General features: G+C 63.3%; 13 protein-coding genes. All 13 read right to left on the minus strand.

Annotated features, from left to right (window positions below; all coding sequences use genetic code 11):
• Positions 1–17: 17 nt before the first annotated feature.
• Complete coding sequence (locus tag ACXWTF_RS00580; protein WP_461713108.1) at positions 18–323, minus strand: hypothetical protein; 306 nt, start codon at positions 321–323, stop codon at positions 18–20.
• A 62-nt stretch (positions 324–385) separates the two neighbouring features.
• Positions 386–1651 (minus strand): DUF2202 domain-containing protein, encoded by a 1266-nt coding sequence (locus ACXWTF_RS00585; protein ID WP_461713109.1) that lies wholly within the window; start codon positions 1649–1651, stop codon positions 386–388.
• A 72-nt stretch (positions 1652–1723) separates the two neighbouring features.
• Positions 1724–2518 carry a class I SAM-dependent methyltransferase gene (locus ACXWTF_RS00590; RefSeq protein ID WP_461713110.1) on the minus strand — a complete coding sequence of 265 codons (795 nt, stop codon included), beginning with the start codon at positions 2516–2518 and terminating at the stop codon, positions 1724–1726.
• Positions 2499–3335, minus strand: coding sequence for a substrate-binding domain-containing protein (locus tag ACXWTF_RS00595; protein WP_461713111.1), 837 nt, complete (start codon positions 3333–3335; stop codon positions 2499–2501). Before ACXWTF_RS00595 ends, ACXWTF_RS00590 begins: the two co-directional genes overlap by 20 nt.
• On the minus strand, positions 3335–5305 hold the full coding sequence (locus ACXWTF_RS00600) for a TonB-dependent receptor plug domain-containing protein (RefSeq protein ID WP_461713112.1): 1971 nt from the start codon (positions 5303–5305) through the stop codon (positions 3335–3337). The genes ACXWTF_RS00595 and ACXWTF_RS00600 overlap by 1 nt, the downstream gene beginning before the upstream one ends.
• Positions 5306–5400: 95 nt before the next feature.
• The gene (locus tag ACXWTF_RS00605; protein WP_461713113.1) at positions 5401–7341 is read right to left on the minus strand and encodes a TonB-dependent receptor; all 1941 of its coding nucleotides are present in this window, start codon (positions 7339–7341) and stop codon (positions 5401–5403) included.
• On the minus strand, positions 7314–8360 hold the full coding sequence (locus ACXWTF_RS00610; RefSeq protein WP_461713114.1) for an LLM class flavin-dependent oxidoreductase: 1047 nt from the start codon (positions 8358–8360) through the stop codon (positions 7314–7316). Before ACXWTF_RS00610 ends, ACXWTF_RS00605 begins: the two co-directional genes overlap by 28 nt.
• A 10-nt stretch (positions 8361–8370) precedes the next feature.
• Positions 8371–9012: a class I SAM-dependent methyltransferase gene (locus ACXWTF_RS00615; protein WP_461713115.1), complete on the minus strand. Its 642-nt coding sequence runs from the start codon at positions 9010–9012 to the stop codon at positions 8371–8373.
• 72 nt (positions 9013–9084) lie between these two features.
• Positions 9085–10074: an ABC transporter substrate-binding protein gene (locus ACXWTF_RS00620; RefSeq protein WP_461713116.1), complete on the minus strand. Its 990-nt coding sequence runs from the start codon at positions 10072–10074 to the stop codon at positions 9085–9087.
• Complete coding sequence (locus tag ACXWTF_RS00625) at positions 10071–10859, minus strand: ABC transporter ATP-binding protein (RefSeq protein ID WP_461713117.1); 789 nt, start codon at positions 10857–10859, stop codon at positions 10071–10073. The genes ACXWTF_RS00620 and ACXWTF_RS00625 overlap by 4 nt, the downstream gene beginning before the upstream one ends.
• Entirely contained in the window at positions 10850–11866 is a 1017-nt protein-coding gene (locus ACXWTF_RS00630; RefSeq protein WP_461713118.1) for a FecCD family ABC transporter permease, read from the minus strand. The genes ACXWTF_RS00625 and ACXWTF_RS00630 overlap by 10 nt, the downstream gene beginning before the upstream one ends.
• Complete coding sequence (locus tag ACXWTF_RS00635) at positions 11866–14103, minus strand: TonB-dependent receptor (RefSeq protein ID WP_461713119.1); 2238 nt, start codon at positions 14101–14103, stop codon at positions 11866–11868. Before ACXWTF_RS00635 ends, ACXWTF_RS00630 begins: the two co-directional genes overlap by 1 nt.
• A complete protein-coding gene (locus ACXWTF_RS00640) occupies positions 14100–15104 on the minus strand; it encodes an ABC transporter substrate-binding protein (protein ID WP_461713120.1) in 1005 nt (334 codons plus the stop codon). The genes ACXWTF_RS00635 and ACXWTF_RS00640 overlap by 4 nt, the downstream gene beginning before the upstream one ends.
• Positions 15105–15108: the final 4 nt, after the last annotated feature.

Consider the following 15108-nt stretch of genomic DNA (forward strand, 5'->3'; position numbering starts at 1 on the left):
TAGGGTTGGAAAAAGGGTTACGCTAAAGGGGGCTTGGTAGGGACGGGTGAAATATAGGAGTGGAGCTGCTGCGGTACGGCGTGGCTGCGGAGGGCAACGGGTTGGTCGGAGGATGGCAGGGAGGCTGCCTCCGGGATGCTCATCAGGGTATGGATGTGCTCATGGATCTTGGTGGGAAGATCGAGCGCGCCGGCGTCGCTTTGCGCAAGGCAGAGTTCGTACTGGGTGTCCTTATCCACATCCGTCATGACGTAGTCGTGGACCACGAAGAAGGAGAAGGCCGACAGCAGAACCGAGAGCAGGAGTTGGCGCAGTGTTTTCATTTTGCAGGATTCTAGCCAAACAAGCCTGTCCGAAACTGAAGATTCGCGCTTAAGCAAAATCTTTAGGCCCCGCCTCCACCGCGGGTATCGGGATACTCCTCGGGCGTTTTGCAGAAGGCCTCGCCGAGCACGCAGCACCCTTCCGCTACGCCGAGTACTTTGAGGGCACTGTCAAAGGCCCAGTAGTGGTTGTAGCTGCCTTTGCGCAGGGAGGTAAAGGTTGCGACGAGGTCGTCGGCTTCCGCCGCCTCTGCGAGGGCGATGTTGGTATTAAGGTCATTGACGTCGGTAACCTCGACCATGCAGCCTGCTTCCAGGGCGTCCCGGTCGCTTTGTACACCCTTTGCGTAGAGTTCGTCATAGAGCGACTGCACCGCGGGCTCGGGGAAAATGCCTTCGTCGTAGGCCTGGAGCTCCACCGCGCTGTAGTGCGCCTCCTCGCCGTCGATGTCGGTGATGTTGATGTCGTAGGTCTGCAGGAGGCTTTCAATGGCGGCCTGGTGCTGGCTTTCGGACATCATCGCGATATTATAGAACTCTTTGTGCGGCCATGGCGCATGCAGCGCAAGGTAGAGCTCTTTGGCCATTTTCTCCTCGTTCCACATAAATGCCAGCGTTCCCCTGAGCGTAATGTTCAGCTCCGAAAGCTGCGGCGTGCCGTCGCCCTCACTGAGCTGGCGGTTCATCGCATCGGCTTCTGCCTGGGTCATGGTCTTGAGCCCAAGTTCGTTTTTGACGAGGGCGCGTTCACGCTTGGTGGCGTTGAACTCTCCGGAGCTGTACGCTTCGATCCGTGCGGCGATCTGTGCCTGCAGGCTCTGCATCACCTTCAGCGTCAGGGAGGAGGGGTCGCTGACGTTGTGCTCGACGCAGTACTTGTAGAGTTCGTCGCTGATGGCGGCAATGGCGCAGTCACCGGAGGGTGTTGCATTGTAGAGACGTGTTTCACTCAGGTTGAAATCGTTTTGCAGCATCGTCGCGATCTGTGCTTTGTGCGCCAGGGAGGTGACGAGGGTGAGGGCGAGTCCCTGCGGCGTCTGCAGTTTCAGTTCCGGTGCGGGGAGGTCGCCCGCATCGATGATGCCGTTACGGTTGATGTCGATGACACCCCCCAGACTGGTGACGGGGTAGACCGGGTCGTTGGCGAAGCGATAGCGGCCGCCTGAGAGCATCGTCGCCTGTTGTCCCGAGGCATCGGTGACAAGCGCGTAGAGCATCGGGCCGCGTTCGGCGGTAAGATCGGTCGCACTGTTGTCGCTACTGCTGCCGCAGCCGCCGAGCAAGAGGGCAGCCGCGCCGGCGCACAGGGCGAAAAAGAGGGGTTTCATAAGCAATCCTTGGAAGCTGAAATCGTCGTGCCAGTGTACGCGAAGAGTGTTAGGAGTGTGTTAGACGGCGCATCAGCGCACCGTCTCCCAGGCGACGAAGGCCCAGTTGAAGGGTCGGGGGTGCCGGTTGGTTCTGGCAACGACCTTGTCGTAGTAGTGGTACGCCTTTTCCTCCTCGTCGCCGCTGAGGCTGCCGAGGCTCCAGCGCAGGGAGGTGACGAAGGCGTCGGCACTGCCGCTTTTGATGCTGCCCTGTTCGGTCTCGATGTAGTCGACGCGCGGCAGCAGCCCTTTTTGGTAGAGGATCAGCGGGATATACCAGAAGTCGGGCTTCGGGGTGATCTGCCTGCCGATGAACTCGAGGATCTCCAGGTCGACGTAGCTGCCGCCGGCCTTGTAGGTGAGGTAGCAGGCCTTTGCGGCGTGGTGCGTCATCTTTGAGAGGGCCGTTTCGATGTCGCCAACTTCCAGGCTGCGCGACGCGACGGCGATGTCGGCCTCGGGCAGCGCACTCCAGTCGTCTTCCCAGCTCAGCCGGTGCGTTTCGATGTTGGTGATCCCTTCGCGTTCGGCGTAGAGGCGCAGCTGCTCGAGCATCTGTTCGGCGTAATCGATCGCGATGACCTTCTTGACCTTTTTGGCCAGGGCGAGGGCCAGGGTGCCCGGCCCGCAGCCGATATCGAGCACGACGTCGTCGGCGTCCAGCGCCATCTTGGAGAGGAAGGTGTCCACGTAGGGGCTGTTGACCATGCGCGGCGCCATGTCCGCGGCCTTGGCGTTCCATTCGTCGGCGCTTTTGCCTTTGAAGTCGGTGGCGAGCTTGTGGGCCTTGTACATGGTGGCAAAATCAATGGATTCGAGAAACATCATTATCTCCTTGGTTGGGGGTGAGGGGGTAAAAGACCGGGTAGCCCGGGTGGCCGTCGATGCGGAAATCACGCACAATGCCCTGGGCCTGCGGCGTCGTCAGAAAGGCGAGCAGGGCCTCGGCACGGGCGTGCCGGGCGGCGCCGAGGCGCGCTTCGCTGCCGATGGCCGCCAGGTAGGGGCGCCGCAGGACGGGGTCGTCGAAATAGAAGCCGCGGATCTGCGGGTGGTGCTGCTTGTGCATCAAAAAGGGGATGACGCCGTAAAGCGTGTACCCCTTCAGTGCCGCCGTCTCCTTGAGGAAACCGCGTTTGGCGGGGGTGAAACGGAGCTGCTTGGGCGGCATGCGCCACCCCTTTTTCACGCGCAGCGCGTTGAAGACTTCGAAGGTGCCGCCGCTCGCATGGATGAGGAAGGGGGCCTCCGAGGCAGCAAGTTTCGTCAGCGCCTGCTGCAGGTTCCCGGCGCCGGTGAGCCCGGCGGGGTCGCTGCGGTCGCCCAGGAGCATCTGCGCGTTGCGCGTCCAGGGGGTGAGCCGTTCGAAGAGGCCGTCGGCCGCGAGGTCGGTTATGGTGTCGCTGGCGTGCATCGTCACCAGGTCGACGGGGTGGCTGCGGCAGTAGGCGTCGAGCTCCGTTTTGGGGCCGCTGACGACGACCTCGACGGGGATACCGCGGGCGGCTTCGAAGGCGGCGGCGATCTGTTGCCACATGCCGCTCATGGTCATCCCACCGATGACGGCGACGCGCAGCGGCGGCACCGGTTCCGCGTGAAGCAGTGCCGCCGAAAGCAGCAGTATGACGAAGAGGCGGCGCATCAGAAGCTGTACGAGAGTCTGCCGTAGAACTCCCGCCCCGGTTCCGGATAGCCGTCGTCGTAATAATTCAGCTTGTCCGCCATGTTTTTGACACCGACTTCGACCGCGAGGGAGGCGATCGGCAGGTAGGTCACTTTCGCGTCGATCGTCTGGACGTCATCCAGTTTCGCGTAGCTGCTGTCGGCCAGCTGCCCGTAGGCGCCGCTCTGGCCGTGAAGGGTGAGGAGCCCGCTCAGGTTCGGGGTGAAGAAGACGCGGGTGAAGACATTGTATTCACGCGTCGGCACACCGATGGGCTTGTCCGAAGAGGCACTGCCGATTTCTAAGAAACTGGCGTTCGCCCCCGCTTCGTAAACGTCGGCGATGTAGGAGAGGGCCAGTTCGGCCCCGGAACGGTAGAAGGTGCCGATGTTCCGGTTCTGCGTGCGGTCGACGCCGTCAAAGGTGTCATAGTAGACGGCCTGGATGTAGTCTTCCGTTACCAGGTAGAAACCGGCCGCCTCCGCGATCCATGCATCGTTGAAGACGCCCTTGTAGGCGAGTTCGCTGTGGGTCGTCATCTCCGGCTTCAGGTCGCCGTTGGGCACCCCGTAGCCGAGCTTGTAGGAGTAGCGCTCTTTCATCGAGGGGAAATAGGTCTTCCGGGCGACGCTGAGGCGGAGGGTCTGCTTGGGGGCGAGCTCCGCAATGAACGCCGCCTCCGGGTTCCAGGCCGATTCGTCTTTCTTGTCATCGATCGTCGGGTCGCTGATGTAGTCGGAGGATTTGACGTCATAGCCGATGCCCGCGACAAGGGTGAAGCGCTCCGCGAAGCGGTAGCTGTCCTCCACGCCGAAGGAGAGGGTCGTATCCTCGAACTCCTCTCCCAGGGTGCTGACGTTGGTCACTTTGTCGATGTCGTACCCTTTGTGGTGGTCATGCTTGTAGTTTGACGAGAGGGTGAGCCGGTTGCCCGCCGCGTCGACGGTGTACTCCGCTCTCAGCCCGTAGGTGGACTCCTTGTAGTTGGATTTCCAGGCGAACTTTTTGTCCATCGTCGTCAGGTTGATGTCGTCGTAGGAGTAGAGCTTGCTTTCGTACTCCGTGTAGTAGGCCGTCGCTTTGAAGAGCCCGCCGAAGAGGGTGTGCTTCCCGACGGCATAGAGGCTCTGCATATCCCATTTCGGCCAGTCCCAGTACTTTTCGCGGCCGTAGACGGGGTCGGTGACAGAAGGCTGCTGCTTGGTCGCGTGCTGGTACATGTAGCCCAGGGCGACTTCGCCGTTTTCCAGCAGGTAGCCGTATTTGGCGCTGACCTGGCGGTCGTCCGAGGCGGAGTTCAGGCGGTCGCCCTCGGGCTGGACCGGGGTCGCGTCGTAGCTTTCGGGCAGACGGGTGTGGTTGCGCTGTTTGCCCGTCGCGGATAGCTGCAGGTAGTAGTGCGGTTCGCGGATGCCGATGTTCCCGCCGAACATGGTGCCCGCCTGGTCGCCGCTGCTGTCGAGCGTCCCCTGGGCGAAGACGGTACCCTCGAAGGGGCGGCTCGGCTTTTTGGAGACGATATTGACGACCCCGCCCATCGTGTTGGCACCGAAGGCCGTGGAGGAGAAGCCTTTGTAGACGTCGATCGCGCCGATGTTGGTGGTGAGGTAGCGGCTGTAATCCATATTGCCGTCGTAGGGGACGTAGATGGGGACGCCGTCGTAAAAAACGCCGATGCGGCGTGAATCGAAGCCGCGAATCTTGATGTCCGTCTCGGCACGGCCGCCCCGGGCGTAGAAGGCGACCCCGGTCATACGGGTGAGGGCTTCGGAGACCGTGGTGTCGCCGTAGGTGTCGATCTGTTCGGCATCCACCCGGTCGTTAAAGATCTCCGAGAGCAGCGGGTCGGCGGTCACGGAAACCTGGCCGAGCTCGAAGCTCTCCGCCTGCAGCGAGGCGGAGAGCACAACGGTAGAGAGAAGGGCAGATAGACGTAAAGGCTTATGCATTGTTACTCCTGAATTGAAATGGATTCGGCTGTCCGCGTGGGACCGCGGTCCGCAGAGGCGAAACCCGTTTTTCACCTCTGCGCACGGCGGCCGGATCAAAATGCGATCCGGTACGAGGCGCCGATGACGCGTCCGAGGCTCGGGAAGCCGTAGACGGACTCGTAGTCGTCGTTCGTGAGGTTGCGGGCATAGAGCGTCGCTTTGTGCCGTAGCTGCATCGCGCTGAAGTCGTAGCCGAGGGAGCAGTCGATGTTCGTATAGCCGCCCGCTTCGCCCGTGCCCGCCTTGTTGACGGCTTCGAAGTTGTCCACATAATAGACCCCGACCGTGCCTTTGAGCCCGGCGTGGGTGTAGGTGATGATGCCGTTGAAGGTCGAATCGGGGATACGGTTGTCCAGGGTATCGTCGTTGTTGCGGTTGTAGCTGTAGGAGAGCTGGTACGTCAGGGCGTCCAGTACCCCGGCCAGGGTCACTTCTGCACCGTATTCGTGCCAGTCCTTGCTGCCGTAGAGGTTGACGATGTCCGTCGGGTCGTCGGGGTTGGTCCACTGGGCGGCGACGTAGGGCGCGTCGCGCACATCGAGGAAATAGAGCGACAGCCGCGGTTTGAACCAGGGGGCGGGCGCGGCATCGAAGCCCGCTTCGGCCCCGAGCCGGCTGCTGGCGGAGAGCGACGCTCCGTCGACGGTCTCGACTTCCGGCGCGTTCTGGGTACTGGCGCGCGCCCGGGTATAGAGCGCGAAGCTCGGGGCGGCCTGCCAGCGTGCACCGAGCGCCACGGCGGCGACCGGTTCCATCGCCTCGTCCTCGACCAGGACCTTCTGGCTGCCGACCTGCTCGTACCCCTTGTCGATCCAGGTCTTGTCGACGCGCACGCCGCCGTCCAGGCTCAGACGGCCGCGGTGCCACTCGTCCTGGACGAAGGCGCCCGCCGTCCGCTCCTTTTTCTCCCAGCCGGTATAAAAGTACTCGCCGGTCGGGGTGTGCCACCAGATCCCCTCTATGCCGGCACGGAGGGTGTGCTCGCCGAGGCGGTGGGCATGGTCGAGGCGCAGGTCGCTGAAGTTCTCCTCCTGGACTTCCAGGGTGTAGGCGTCGGGGTTGCTCCAGGAGCGCTGCTGCAGCTCCATGCGCAGGTCGCTGCGCGCGTAGGAGAGGGAGGTGACGCCCTGCCCCCAGTCATAGGCGGCTTTGGCGGAGAACTCCCCGATCTTGATCGGGTCGTACTCCCACTTGGCGTCGCTGACGCCCGGGGTGGTGCTGCGCTGCAGCTCTTTCGAGCCGCGGGTCACGAACCCCTGCAGGTCGAGGCTCCAGGCGTCATAGAAGAGGCCCCCTTTGGCATAGAGTGTCGTTTTTTCGAACCCGGTCGTCTCATCGGGCTCCCCGTCGCTCTGGTCGTAGTCGACGAGGAGGTTGAGGTAGCCGTACTCCCCGATGCCACCGGCCATGGCGCTGACGTGTTCGCGCCCGAAGTTCTCTACCTGCACGGCGGCCAGCCCCTCAAGCGGCGCTCCTGGGTTGCGGGTTTCAATCACGAGGTAGCCGGCATCGTCGCCGCCGAGCAGGCCGCCGGTGCCGTTGGGCAGTGGTCCGAGGTTGAGGGTGGCGGAATCGCGGACGACGCGGATGCGCTCGATCGCTTCCACGGGCAGGATGGTGAGGATGCGGCTCGTGACCGCGGCGGGGATGTAGACCCCGTCGATGATGATGCCCAGCGCGCGGTTGCCCCGCACTTTGACAAAGGCGGGGGCTTTGCGCCCCTGGCGCTGGATAAAGACGGAGCTGGCGTACTGCAGGACGTCGTAGATGTCGGAGGGGTTGAGCGCTTCGATGGTGTCGCGGGTGATCACCTCCTCGAGGTCCGCCGCGCTGCGGGGCAGCGACGTGGGCCGGGCGGTCTCGATCCCTTCGGATGCGACGGTAATGGGTGTTTCGTGGACGGTAATGGCGTCGAGCGCCGCTTCGTTTCCGGCATGAAGCGCCGCCGCAGACGCGGTGAGGCCGATCAGCAGGTGCAGAGGGTTTCTGGACATAATGCTCCTTTGGCAATGTAGGGTTGGATTTCATGGTGGAACCGTTCGAGCATGGCGACGTTCGCTTCGACATGCACGGCGGCGGGTTTCAGGGCGATATGGAGGTGGGTCAGTGCGTCTGAGAGGGTGTTGATCTGCTCGATGCACATTTCCGGCGTCCCCAGGATCGCATTGTCGAAAAACGGTTTCCCGTCGAAAAAGGCGGTGCGCTCCTGCAGCAGCGCCTCGTAGTTTTCGGCGTCGAAACCGGGCTGGGGCTGTTCGCGCTGGGCGGCGCGCATGCATTTGACGAAGTGGTCGATGGCGGGAAGCGCCGCCCGCTGCGCCTCGGCGGCGCTGTCGGCGACGCCGAAGACACGCATGACCACCATCTGCGGATCGTGCCCGGCGATACTGCGGTAGAAGTTCTGCGCTTCGACGCAGTCGCGCAGCGACGCTCCCTGGGACATCATCAGCCCGTACCCGCGGGTCGCGGCGTAGTGGATCGTCTCCTCCGAAGCGAAGGTCGCCACGTAAAAGGGGAGCTGTTTCTGCAGCGGTCGCGGCGTCACCGTGCTGTTGCGGATCTGAATGTAGTTGCCCTCGAAATCAACACCTCTGCGGTGCAGGAGAAGGTCGACCGTTTCGATCGTCTCGAACATGACGGAACGCAGCTCCTCCTTGTCCCGCAGGAAGTGGCGGGTGTCCGGCGCGAATCCCCCCTTGGCAAAGCCCGCGTCGATGCGGCCGCCGCTGAGGTTGTCGAGCACCGCGATGCTCTCGGCCAGGCGGACGGGGTGGTGGAACGGGGCGAGGAAGCCGGCGGTGCCGAGGCGGATATGCTGCGTGCGCGCAGCCGCATAAGCGAGCATGACCGAGGGGTCGGGCAGGACGCTGAAGGCGTTGAAGTGGTGTTCGCCGAACCACGCCTCGTCAAAACCGAGCCGGTCGGCGGTCTCCACCAGGCGCAGCTGGTCGTGCAGGCTCTGGGCCGTATCGTTGCCGTAGTGTTCGGCGAGACAGAAGAGTCCTATCTGCATCATGGCTCCCTTATTTGGTGATGTGGGCCCAGAAGCCGCTCTCGTCGTTGATGATCTCGAAAGAGGTCGGGTGGAGCGCTTCGAGGATCTCCGGCAGCGCGTTGCGCATGCTCCGGGAGCGGTTTTTGAACCGCTCTTCCCAGTTCGGTTCGCGTTCGAGCATCGTGCTGACGATCTGTTCGCGCAGTTCCGCGTTGCCGAAACCGCCGCCCACGTAGGCACGGCCGCCCCGGCGCAGCACGCGGAGGATCTCGCCGTAGGCCCGTTTCTGGTCGTCCCAGAAGGGGGAGGAGCCGCGGCTGACGACGAGGTCGACGCTCTCGGAGGGGAGCGGGATAGCGTGGATGTCGCCCTGTACAAAGCGGCTGCGTGACGTGATGGCTTCTTCTTCGGCGTAACCGCGGGCCAGTTCGAGCATCTTTTCGCTCTGGTCGAAGAAGGTGACGTCGCATCCGCTCTGCTGCGCCATGGCCCGCCCCAGGGCGCCCGTGCCGCAGCCGGCGTCGAGACAGACACCGCGGGTCATCTGCGTCTGCTGAATGATCTGCGATGCGATGACCGGGTAGATGGGGGCGAACACCTCTCTGACGATGGCGTCGAACCCCAACGGGTCATGGGCACCCTTGTGCGTTTTTGGCTTCAGTCCGTTCATAGATATTCCTTTGTATCAATATAGATATAACGGTGTGGATGCCAAGGCATCCGCCGCCGCATCTTTTTCGTGTCAGCGGGCAGGGGCCGCTGTGCTATGGCTGGGAAAAAAGAGCGCTTCGAAACGCGCTTCTTCCTCCCCTTCAAGCCACGCCGGGTAGAAGTGGTGTATGAGCCACCGGATCCCCATCAGCCGCATGAACGACGGCGGACGGGTGATGTAGTTGAAGGGGAGCGAAGGCACGGTGAGTACCCTGCCCTCGCGGACGGCACGCAGCGCCTGCCAGCGGGGATCTTTCCCGACAGCGTCGGCGAAAACGGGTTCCATCGCGACGATGACGTCCGGGTCTGTGAGCATGACCGTCTCCAGGCTCACCTTTTCCATCCCGTAGTTGGAGCTCATCCGGCACTTCAGGGCATTCTTCGCCCCGGCGTAGGTGAAGGGCTCGAGGTGGAAAGAGCCGTCGCATTCGCTGGAGAGCCCGTCGGGGCCCTCGGCGAAGTAGTAGCGGAGCGGCCGGCGCTCGGCCAGTTTCGGCTGCAGTGCATCGATGAGAGCGAGGGTCTGCTCGGTGTAGGAGACGAGGGCGTCGGCGCGCTGCGTGTTGCCGGTCAGACGCCCCAGCAGTGCGAACTGGGTGAGCAGGTCGCGGATCGACGAATTACGTACAAGCAGGACGGGGATGCCGAGCGCGTCGAACTTGCCGACGATCTTCTCCACCCCCGGCATCCCGCCCCAGACGAGAATGACGTCGGGGCGCGTCTGGGCCAGCACTTCAAAGTTCGGGGTCTGCCCCTGCCCGAAGAACCCCCCGGCGACGGGGCGGTCGGCGGCGGCCCCGGCGTAGGGGCGCTGCGCAGCGCTCCACGGAAAGTTGAGGGCTGCGATGAGCGCGGGGTCGAAGGCGAGCACGCTCATCGTCAGCGGCGATGACGCCGCGTAGATACTCGTCACCGTCTCGGGGAGATCGACCGTCCGGCCGTAATCGTCCGTGAGGCTCCGCGCCTGCAGCGGCAGGGCAAGGAGGAAGAGGGCCAGCAGAAAAAGGATGCCCGTTCTCATGCGGAGACCCTCCGGAAATGCGGCAGGCACCAGTTCTTGTCGCGGTGCTCAACGATATCGGCCTCGACGCCGTAGACCCGGCGCAGCATCCCGGGGGTGATGACGGCGTCGGGCAGGCCTTCGTCGATCATGTGGCCGTCGTGCATGACGGCGACGCGGCTGGAGACGAGTAGGGCGTGGTCGGGGTAGTGCGTCGTCTTGAGGAAGGTCTTCCCCTGCCCCGCCAGGTGCGCGATCATCTCCAGCAGCCGCATCTGGTTACCGTAATCAAGCCCGGTGACCGGTTCGTCCATGATAAAGGTGGAGACCTCCTGGGCCAGGGCGCGGGCGAGAAGGACCATCTGCTTCTGCCCGCCGCTAAGCTGCCCGAAGGGACGGGAGGCCAGCGTCTCGATGCCGACGGTCCGCAGCGCCTCCATGGCGACGTCGCGGTCGTGCTTTCCGGGCTGGGCGAAGAAGCCGAGCTTCGCCGCCCGCCCCATGATGACCATCTCCGCGACCGTGTAGTTGAACGGGACGCTGTGGTACTGGGGGATGTAGGCGATATGCTGCGCGATCTCCCGGTGCGAATAGCGTGCGAGCGGCGCGCCTGCCAGCCGGATGTCGCCCTGGCCGCGCAGCAGGCCGAGCATGAGCCGGATCAGCGTGCTTTTGCCGCAGCCGTTGGGGCCCAGCAGGCTGACGACTTCGCCGGGGTAGAGGGCGAAGTGCATCTTTTTGAGCACCTGGTGCGTCGGGTAGGAGAAGGTGAGGTCTTTGACTTCGATGATCGGTTTCAGTTCCATGAGGCCCTCGCGTTTTTGAGTACGATGATAAAGACGGGGATGCCGATGAGCGAGGTGAGGATCCCGATGGGGATCTCCACGCTCAACGCCAGCCTCGACACCGAATCGGCCAGGAGCAGAAAGGCGGCTCCGGTAATGGCCGACAGCGGCATCAGCAGGGTATGGGAGGGCCCGAAGGCCATCCGGACGATGTGGGGGATGATGAGGCCGACCCAGCCGATGATCCCCGCCATGACGACGGAGAGCGCACTGGCCAGGGTGGCGAGCACGATGGCGATGAAGCGGATGCGCGCGACGTTTATTCCCAGCGCGCGCGCCTCCTCGTCGCCGAGGCTGAGCAGGTCGAAATAGCGCCCCAGCACGATAAGCCCGCCGATACCCAGCAGCATCGGCACGGCGGCGAGGGCGACCCCGTCCAGGTCCGCCATCGAGAGCGATCCCATCAGCCAGTAGACGATGGCGGGCAGGGTGCTGTAGGGGTCGGCGACGTATTTGACGACGGAGAGCAGCGCCGTGAAGAGCGAACCGCTGATGACTCCGCCGAGCACGAGCATGATCGAGGAGCGCCCGGCGCGGACCATGCCGCCGACCATCACCGCAAAACCGACGGCGACGAAACCGAAGACGAAGGCCAGCGCCTGCACGATCCACCACTGCTCGCTCACGAGCATCCCCAGCGCCGCGCCGAAGGAGGCCCCGGCGAGGACGCCCAGGATCCCCGGGGAGACGAGGGGGTTGACGAACATCGCCTGGAAAGCCGCGCCCGAGGTGGCGAGCGCCGCGCCGATAAGCATCGCCAGCAGGATGCGCGGCAGGCGGATCTGCACGATGATATTCTCCAGCAGCGCGTACTGCGGCAGGGCCTCGCCGCCGAAGAGCTTGTACTCCAGGAAGCCCGCGAGCGTCCGGGCGTCGACGGGGTACTGGCCCCACATCAGCGTCAGCGCGGCAACGAGCAGTAGCACAAGGAGTGCCGCCGAGAGGGAGAGGGCGTAGCGGCGCTGCATCAGAAGTTCACGGTCAGCGAACCGAAGAGCTGCATCGGTGCACCGGTCATGTAGGTCGATGAGGTCCCCGTCGTCGCCAGGACGTTGTCCGCGGAGATGATCGTCGCGACGTACTTCTCGTCGGTCAGGTTCGTCCCGCTCAGGCGGAAGACGGCGCTTTTACTGCCGAAAAAGCCGTTGATACGGTAGGAGACGTCGAGGTCGAAGAGGGTGTAGGCGTCGACGGTCTGGCTGTTCTGCAGGTCGCCGTAGCGTTTGGAGGTGTAGCGCACGCTCGGGGTGACCATCCAGCTGCCGACACTGTAGCTCAGCGCCGCCTTCGCCAGGACCTCCGGCGCGTCGGGGACCTGTTTGCCCTCCGTGTCGATCGTCGTCGTCGGCGAGCTTTTGAAGTCCTGCGTAAAGGCGTACTTGTTGTAGGAGAGCCCCGCGATGAACTCCAGCGATTCGCTGACAGGACCCGAAGCGGAGAATTCCGCGCCGTAGCCCATCGCGTCGCCGACGTTGGCGGGATAGTTCACGCCGTATTCGGGGTCGTAGACGTTGGCCTGCTTGTTCTTGACGTAGGAGACGAAGAGTACCGGGTTCAGCGCGATACCGCCGACCATCGTCTTGTAGCCCAGGTCGATGTTGTCGGAGGTCTCGAGTTCGAGTTTGTTCCACAGCTGCTGCAGGGTCACGTTCTTGGAGACGAAGCTGGCCCGGTTCTTGATGTAGGTCGGGAAGAGGTTGACGTCGAAGCCGTAGGTCCGGGCGTAGGAGAGGTAGAGTGTGTTGCGCTCATCGAAGCGGTAGCCGGCGTAGAGCGACGGGATCCACGTATAGAAGGTCTTCGCCTTGACGCTGGCCCACGGATCGAGCGTTCCTTCCGTGATCGCCGTGTCGTAGTTCTGGCTCGTGTTGAGATCGGTGCCGAAGGTGTAGCTCTCGAGCGAGCCGATCTCGAAGCTCTGGTACTGGAGCCCGACGTTGTAGTCGAAGCCGCCGAGGCTGCCGGAGAGCTCCGCGAAGGGGGCCTGGAGGGTGTGGTAGCCGGTTTTGGCCAGGGAGGCGTACCCGTCAAAGACGAGGTTGCCGCCGACGGACTTGTACTTCAGGCGGTCCGTCGGGGGGCCCGGAGGCTGCTGTTTGTGGTACCAGTAGCCCAGCGTCGTCTTGAGGGCCTTGGAGAAGCGGTGGGTGTAGTCGGCGACGCCCCCGTAGAGGTCATGGTCGATCCGCCACCGGATGACGCGGTTTTTCACGGGGTCCGCGTTGACGCTGGAGTTCCAGTACTCCCCTTTGTCCGTTTTGTAGTAGGGTTTTAATGTCACCGTGTCATCTGCGCCCGGGCGGAACTGCAGGGTCGCCAGGGCGGCCGTCGTATCGAAGCTCTGCTTGTTCCAGTCGTAGTAGTCGATGTCGTTGTCCGCCGTCGGCCGGGCCGCGGCGTAATCCTTGTCCCAGAAGCTCTCCAGGTCCCGGGTCTCCGTGTAGGAGAGGGCGTAGTAGTTGTGGTGGTCGTCTTTGTTATAGATGACGTAGGCTTCCGCACTGAACATCTCCGAGGGGGCATAGGCGATCCCCGCCATGGCGTTGAAGCGTTCGAGGTCCCCGTCGCCTTTGTACTTGTCGTATCCGAGGTGGGAGATCGATCCGAAGAGGCGGACGTCCCCCATTTTCCCGCTGTCGAAGCGACCGTAGGAGCGTGTAAAGCTGTCCGAACCGAACGACTGCGAAAGGATGGCATTTGTCTGCCGCCGCGGCGCGTTGACGTTCATGTCGACCTTGCCGATCAGGCTGGAGAAGCCGATGTTCTTTTCCGGCGGAAGGTACCCTTTGAGCAGGTCGATGGAGGCGACGTTCTCCATGTCGAGCATCTGTTTGCCCCCGCCGGGGTTGCCGGAGATCGGCATCCCGTCGATCATGTAGACGCCCCCCGGGCCGGACTGGGATTTGCCGCGGATGCGGATGGGGTCGTGGTAGGAGGGTTCATTGGAGCCCGCCGTGTCGGCGGGGGTGTAGTTGACGGAAGGGGAGTACTGGATGATCGTAAAGGGGTTCATGTTGGCCTGCGTGCCGAGGGTCGTGATGCTCTTTTTTTCGAAACGCTGGTCGGAACCGTTGACGTCGCCCAGGTAGAGGGTGTCGTCCAGGGCAGTGTCGGAGACGACGATGTGCTCGATATTGACGGGGCCGGCCCAGAGGGCGGAGGCGGCCATGACGGCGACGAGGGGGTAGGTGTAAGCGGGTTTCAAAGGGAATCTCCTAATAGCGTATTGATCTCGCGGGGACTCAGGTCGACGCCGAGAAAGAGTTTGTAGAAGGCGGCGACGCGCATTTTCAGGTCGACGTCGTACGCCTCGGGGTGGAAGAGGGAGGCGAGCCACTGGATGCCGATGACGCGCATGAAAGAGGGCGGACGGTCGACCCAGTTGAACGGCACGGTCGGCACGAGGTAGATCCGCCCTGTTTTGACGGCGCGGAGCTGCTGCCACATCGGGTCTTCCACGAGGTCGCCGTAGACCATGGCGTGCTGGACGATGATCACTTCCGGATCGTAGGCCAGCAGGGTCTCGAAGTTGATCTTTTCCAGTCCGCGCAGGTTGCTCTGGCGGCATTTATGAACGTTCTCGCCGCCGGCGAAGTTCATGGCGACGACGTGGAAGGAGGTGTCGCACTCGGTGGAGAGGCCGTCGAGCCCCTCGGCATAGTAGTAGCGCGTCGGTTCGGTGCCGGCCAGCGAGGTGTTGATCTCGGCAATGACCGTGCGGGTGTAATCGGCCAGTTGCCGGCCGCGTTCGCCCGCACCGACGGCGTCGCCGACGCGCTCCATGGCATCGGGCATCGACGCGATCTGCCGGAAGGGTACCGTCAGCGTCGGGACGCCCAGTTTCTTTATCTGGTCGGTGACGGTCTGCACGAGCATGTCGTCCTCCCAGATCAGCACGAGGTCGGGGCGGGCGGCGACGAGGGTCTCGAGGTTGATGCGGCTGCCGCTGCCGTGGAACGACCCGATGACGGGCAGTGCCAGGAAGCGGCGGTCAAGGTAGGCGGGATCGGCGCCGTTAAAGGGGTTCCTGGCCTTGAAGTTGAGGCCGATCATCTTGTCGGGGTCGAGGGCGTAGAGCAGGTAGTTCATCGGCGGCGAGGAGCCGAAGACCCTTTGGACGGTCGCCTGGTCTTCTTTCATATCGCTAAGCGCCTGGGGGACCGAGACGAGCACCGATATGAAAAGGGTAAGCAGAAGTCGTTTCATGGTG

This window comes from Thiomicrolovo sp. ZZH C-3, assembly GCF_054862725.1.

Coding starts and splice junctions, on each gene's coding strand:
- ACXWTF_RS00580 (WP_461713108.1), bottom strand. CDS start 323: ATGAAAACACTGCGCCAACTCCTGCTCTCGGTTCTGCTGTCGGCCTTC.
- ACXWTF_RS00585 (WP_461713109.1), bottom strand. CDS start 1,651: ATGAAACCCCTCTTTTTCGCCCTGTGCGCCGGCGCGGCTGCCCTCTTG.
- ACXWTF_RS00590 (WP_461713110.1), bottom strand. CDS start 2,518: ATGTTTCTCGAATCCATTGATTTTGCCACCATGTACAAGGCCCACAAG.
- ACXWTF_RS00595 (WP_461713111.1), bottom strand. CDS start 3,335: ATGCGCCGCCTCTTCGTCATACTGCTGCTTTCGGCGGCACTGCTTCAC.
- ACXWTF_RS00600 (WP_461713112.1), bottom strand. CDS start 5,305: ATGCATAAGCCTTTACGTCTATCTGCCCTTCTCTCTACCGTTGTGCTC.
- ACXWTF_RS00605 (WP_461713113.1), bottom strand. CDS start 7,341: ATGTCCAGAAACCCTCTGCACCTGCTGATCGGCCTCACCGCGTCTGCG.
- ACXWTF_RS00610 (WP_461713114.1), bottom strand. CDS start 8,360: ATGCAGATAGGACTCTTCTGTCTCGCCGAACACTACGGCAACGATACG.
- ACXWTF_RS00615 (WP_461713115.1), bottom strand. CDS start 9,012: ATGAACGGACTGAAGCCAAAAACGCACAAGGGTGCCCATGACCCGTTG.
- ACXWTF_RS00620 (WP_461713116.1), bottom strand. CDS start 10,074: ATGAGAACGGGCATCCTTTTTCTGCTGGCCCTCTTCCTCCTTGCCCTG.
- ACXWTF_RS00625 (WP_461713117.1), bottom strand. CDS start 10,859: ATGGAACTGAAACCGATCATCGAAGTCAAAGACCTCACCTTCTCCTAC.
- ACXWTF_RS00630 (WP_461713118.1), bottom strand. CDS start 11,866: ATGCAGCGCCGCTACGCCCTCTCCCTCTCGGCGGCACTCCTTGTGCTA.
- ACXWTF_RS00640 (WP_461713120.1), bottom strand. CDS start 15,104: ATGAAACGACTTCTGCTTACCCTTTTCATATCGGTGCTCGTCTCGGTC.